4 protein-coding genes are annotated in these 4,852 nt (G+C 63.1%); 1 reads left to right on the top strand and 3 read right to left on the bottom strand.

Annotated features, from left to right (window positions below; all coding sequences use genetic code 11):
• Window positions 1-86 precede the first annotated feature (86 nt).
• From PCK14_RS16330 to PCK14_RS16340, 3 genes are read right to left on the bottom strand one after another with little or no spacing between them, the layout of a single operon-like run.
• Entirely contained in the window at window positions 87-992 is a 906-nt protein-coding gene (locus tag PCK14_RS16330; RefSeq protein WP_269939576.1) for a carbohydrate ABC transporter permease, read from the bottom strand.
• Window positions 989-1,996: a carbohydrate ABC transporter permease gene (locus PCK14_RS16335; RefSeq protein WP_269939577.1), complete on the bottom strand. Its 1,008-nt coding sequence runs from the start codon at window positions 1,994-1,996 to the stop codon at window positions 989-991. The genes PCK14_RS16330 and PCK14_RS16335 overlap by 4 nt, the downstream gene beginning before the upstream one ends.
• Window positions 1,997-2,031: 35 nt before the next feature.
• Window positions 2,032-3,327 (bottom strand): extracellular solute-binding protein, encoded by a 1,296-nt coding sequence (locus PCK14_RS16340; RefSeq protein WP_269939578.1) that lies wholly within the window; start codon window positions 3,325-3,327, stop codon window positions 2,032-2,034.
• 166 nt (window positions 3,328-3,493) lie between these two features.
• On the opposite strand from PCK14_RS16340, the gene PCK14_RS16345 reads away from it, so the two are divergent.
• On the top strand, window positions 3,494-4,789 hold the full coding sequence (locus PCK14_RS16345; RefSeq protein WP_269939579.1) for a glycoside hydrolase 5 family protein: 1,296 nt from the start codon (window positions 3,494-3,496) through the stop codon (window positions 4,787-4,789).
• Window positions 4,790-4,852 lie beyond the last annotated feature (63 nt).

Raw genomic sequence — 4,852 nt, forward strand, 5'->3', positions numbered from 1 at the left:
GAGAGGTTCAACCAAGGCGTTTCCTACGGGGCGGGGGGGGGGGGGGGGGGGGGGCGCCCCCCCCCCCCCCCCCCCCACGATTCGGGTCAGCCCTTGACGCTACCCTCTTCGACACCGCGGAAGAATTGCTTCTGCAGTGCTGCGAACAACAGGATGATCGGCACCAGGGCGATCATGGTTCCCGCCGCGATCACTCTCGGGTTGGCGGCGAAGCTTGAATTCAGGTACTGCATTCCGACCGTAAGCGTATAGTTCGCCGGGTCCGAGAGCACCACGAGTGGCCACAGGAAGTCGTCCCAGGCTCCGATGAAGGAGAACAGGGCGACAACGGAGACCATGCCACGGATGTTGGGCCACACAATGTGGCGCAGGCGCTGCATGGTGTTGGCACCGTCAATGGTTGCCGCATCCAGCGTGTCCGGCGGAATCATCCTGCAGGCCGCCATCATCAGCAGGACATTGATGGCGCCAATGGCCCCGGGCAGGAACACGCCCCACAAGGTGTTGGCGAGTCCGAGCGACTTGATGGTCAGGTACTGGCTGGTCAGCGTCACCTCGCCTGGCAGCAGCAGCGTTGAGAAGAAGATGGCCAGGATGATCCACTTGAAGCGGAATTTCATGGTTCCCATTGCGTAGCCGCCGAGCGTTGCAAACAGGACGTTGGTGATCACGGTTCCGACGCCCACCAGCAGGGAGTGCATGGCGTAGTCGAGCACGGGGATGGTGCGGAACACCTCCGCGTAGTTCGACAGGGTGGGCTGTTCCGGGATCAGCGTGGGCGGGAAGTCGTAAATGTTCTCGCCGGCTCCCTTGAATGATGTGGACATCTGCCACAGGAACGGGAACACCATGATGGCCAGCACGCCGAAAAGGAGCGCGTACTTGCCCACCAGCCCGCCCAGGGTCGGCTTCATGATGTCCGCCGAGCCGCGTGTGCGGTACGCCTTCTCGCGCGGTTGCTTTGGGGCAAGTTTCAAGGTCTTGAGGGTCATCGCACTGGCTCCTTCTGTGGCTCGGCTGCAACAACCAGTTCCTCGGGCTCAGCCTTGGCCGCCTCGGTTGGGGCCAGCTTTGCCATCTGTTTTGCGGCCCGGTTTGCGCGCCGGCTGGCAAGGCCTTCCTTGATGGTGTCGCTGTTGTTGACGATGCCGACAATGGACAGCGGCAGCAAGGTCAGCAGGAACAGGACCAGGGAGATGGCCGAAGCGTAACCGACCTGCCCGTTGAGGCCCTTGCCCATCGACTGAATTAGCATGACCATGCTCATGGCCTGCCCGCCCGGCCCGCCCGAACCGTGGGAGAGCACGTAGAGTTCGGTGAATACACGCATGGCTCCGACACAGACCAGGACGGACACCAGCATCATGGGCCCGCGGACGCCGGGGACCGTGACGGCCCAGAAGCGGCGCCAGCGGCTGGCGCCGTCCATGGCGGCAGCCTCGTGCAGCTCGCGCCCCACGTTTCCCAGGGCTGCCAGGTAGACCACCATGTAGTAGCCCACGCCCTTCCAGACCGTCAGGCCGATGGCACACCCGATCAGCAGCCACCTGTCGGACAGGAACTCGATGGGCCGGTCGATGATGCCAAGGAAACTCAGCGCCGAATTGACCGTGCCACTGCCCGAGAAAAGGAACTCCCAAACAATCGCAACCACCACGGCGGAGGCAATCACGGGGAAGTAGAACGTGGTGCGGAAGAAGCCAATGGCCGGAACCTTGCTGTGCACCAGGAGCGCAAGCAGCAGCGGCAGGAAGGTCAACAGCGGAACGCAGACAACCACGTACACCATCGAGGTGGTCAGTGCGTAGGTGAATCGCTCATCCTCGAACAGCTTTTGGAAGTTTGCGAGTCCCACGAACGTCGCAGGACGAAGGGGGCGTGCATCCGTGAATGCGAGGATGATCGTATTCAGGAACGGCCACAGGGCGAACACAAATACCCAGATCACCGCCGGTGCTACGAGCAAGTATGGCGTGTACCAATTCTGTCGTCTCATGGTGCTTCAATGCCCCCTTCGTCCGTGGCCGGCTGTTAGCCGGCCACGTTCTGCTCTGCGTAGGCCACGGACTTCTTGAGTGCTTCCTCAGCGGAAATCTCGCCCTTGACGGCCAGTGCAATCTGCTGCTGCGCGTAGTTGTTCATGGCTTCGGTGAACTGGGGAGCCCCGAGCATCCGCGCATCGCCCATCTGCGACGCCGCCAGCTCGTTCGCCTTCTTCTGCATGTCATTCTTGGCAGTCTCGGCAAACACGGAGACGTCCTCGTTGGCGGCGATGGTTCCGGGGAAGAATCCGGCCGCCAGTTTCACGAACGCGATCTGGTTTTCCGTGTTGGTGAGGAACTCGGCAAACGCCAGGGCGGTTGCCGGATTCTTCGACTTGCCGGCGACGCTGATGCCCTGCACGAACAGCGGCGGGGTGCCGAAGCCGTTGGTGACATCAACAGAGGGCAGGAGCTTCGGCGCGTTCACGGCGATGTCCTTGTCGATGTAGTTGGGGCCGGCCGTGGCCCAGGCGACTGTGCCCTTGTTGAAGTTGTTGATGTTGGAGTTCAGTGTGCCGGCACCCTGCAGCGCCTCCGGGGAAACGGCGCCGAGCTTGTACAGCTCCGCGTAACGCTCGATGATCTTGACGGCTCCCGGGGTGTTGAAGGCGAACTTGCCGTCGGCAAAGATCTCCTGCTTGCCACCACCATCAGAAACCAGGCTCTGCAGGGACTTGGGGCTGGGAACGTCGGAGATGGACTGGATTCCGGCACCAGCCAGTTTCTCGGCCGCATTGAGCATCTCATCCACGGAGGTGGGCGTCTTCTCCACGCCGCCCTTGGTCAGCAGCGACTTGTTCCAGTAGTTCAGTTCGGTGCCCAGGTACCACGGGAAGCCGAAGGAGCCATCGATCCCGTCGTAGGTGTAGGCGCCAACGCCACCCTCCACATAGTCCTTGAGCTTGTCCGAGGCCTTGGAGAGATCCTGCAGCTGGCCGGCCGAGGCCAGTGCGTAGCCGTATTCCGGGGGCAGGTTCAAAACGTCCGGGAGCTCTCCCGAGCCGGCCTGCTGCAGGAGCTTATCCTCGTAGCCGTCGGCCGGCTGGTCAATCCACTTGACCGTGGCGCCGGGGTTGGCCTTTTCAAAGGCGTCAACGACCCCTTCAAAGTAGGGCGTGAACTTGTCGTTTTTTAGTGACCAGGTCTGGAAAGTAATCTCGCCGCCGATCTTGCCGTCCCCGCCAGCATCGGCGCCCGGCGCAGCCGCGCCGCCGCCGGTGCAGGCGGTGAGGGCCAGCACGGTTGCAACAGCAAGTCCCGTTGCGAAAGTGTTGAGAATTTTCATGGACAGTTCCCCTTCGAAGTGTTCCAAGATGCCGCGTCTCGGGATGAGATGGCTATCACAATTCATTACTAAAACGGTATAGTGACCATAGCTTGCCACACCGAAGTCCGAATCGTCTAGTGACGAGGCCCACAGGCTCGGTAACATTTCCTCAGGAAGGAACACAATGACCCGTCTCACCACCCCGCTGCGCTTCGGCGCCAACTACACGCCGGCCACCGACTGGATGCACGCGTGGATGGAATTGGACCTCGATGAGGTCCGCCGTGACTTCGCGGGCCTCGCCGAGATCGGCCTGGACCACGTGCGGCTCTTCCCGTTGTGGACGCTGCTGCAGCCCAACCGCACGCTGATCAGGGAAAAGGCACTCGCAGATGTCCGCGCCGTGGTGGATGTTGCCGCGGAGTTTGGCATGGACGCGAGCGTCGACGTCATCCAGGGGCACCTCTCGAGCTTTGACTTTGTCCCGTCATGGCTGCAGACGTGGCACAACAAGAACATGTTTACGCACCCGGAGGCCCTCAGCGGCCAGGTGGACCTTGTAACCCGCCTCGGCGAGCGGATCGGCGACGCGAAAAACTTCCTCGGCTTCACGCTGGGCAACGAGACCAACCAGTTCTCGGCGGCGAACCACCCCTCACCGTGGCCGGTGACCCCGGATGAGGCCGCGAAGTGGATCACCACGCTGCTTGATGCTGCGGAGGCCGCGGCCCCCAAGCAGGAGCACGTGCACAGCGAGTACGACGCCGCCTGGTACATGGACGGGCACGGCTTTGTGCCCGTCCACGCCTCCCGGCTGGGCGCCATGACCACAGTGCACTCCTGGATCTTCAACGGCACGGCACAGCGCTATGGCGGCCGCTCCATTGCCTCCGACCGCCACGCCGAATACATGATTGAACTGGCCCGGGCATTCGCCACCGAGCCGGACCGGGCCATCTGGCTGCAGGAGGTTGGGGCGCCGTCGAACTGCCTCACCCCCGAGGAGACCCCGGACTTCCTGGAAGCCACGCTGCGTTCTTCCGCACGCACCGAGAACTTGTGGGGCGTCACCTGGTGGTGCTCCCACGACGTCAGCCGAAAGATGGCGGACTTCCCCGAACTCGAGTACACGCTGGGGCTCGTGGACCAGGACCGGAACATCAAGCCCATCGGCCGCCGCTTTGCCGAGCTGATTCCCGAACTGCGGGAACGCCAGGAGCTGCCGACACGCACGCTGGGCATTGTGGTTGAGGTCGATGCGGACGAGACCCCCATCAGCCGCGGCGACATGAGCCCCGGCGGATCCATCTTCCAAGCATGGGTGGATGCCTGCACCAACGGCGTCGACCCGGCGTTTGTCACCTCGATTGAAGCGGAAAAGCCGGAGGTCCTGGCCGCCCGCGGAATCACCGAGCTGGTCCGGCCCGCCGTGACCGGCGGGATGGCGTACTCCTCGCAGAACACGGTGGTCACTGCCTAGTTCGGGCCCTGGCACAAAAGGAGGGGGGGGGCCGGGGTCGGCCCCCGCCCCCCCCGAGCTCTA

The sequence above is a fragment of the Arthrobacter sp. HY1533 genome (assembly GCF_027568515.1).
In the GTDB taxonomy this organism is placed as follows: Bacteria; Actinomycetota; Actinomycetes; order Actinomycetales; family Micrococcaceae; genus Specibacter.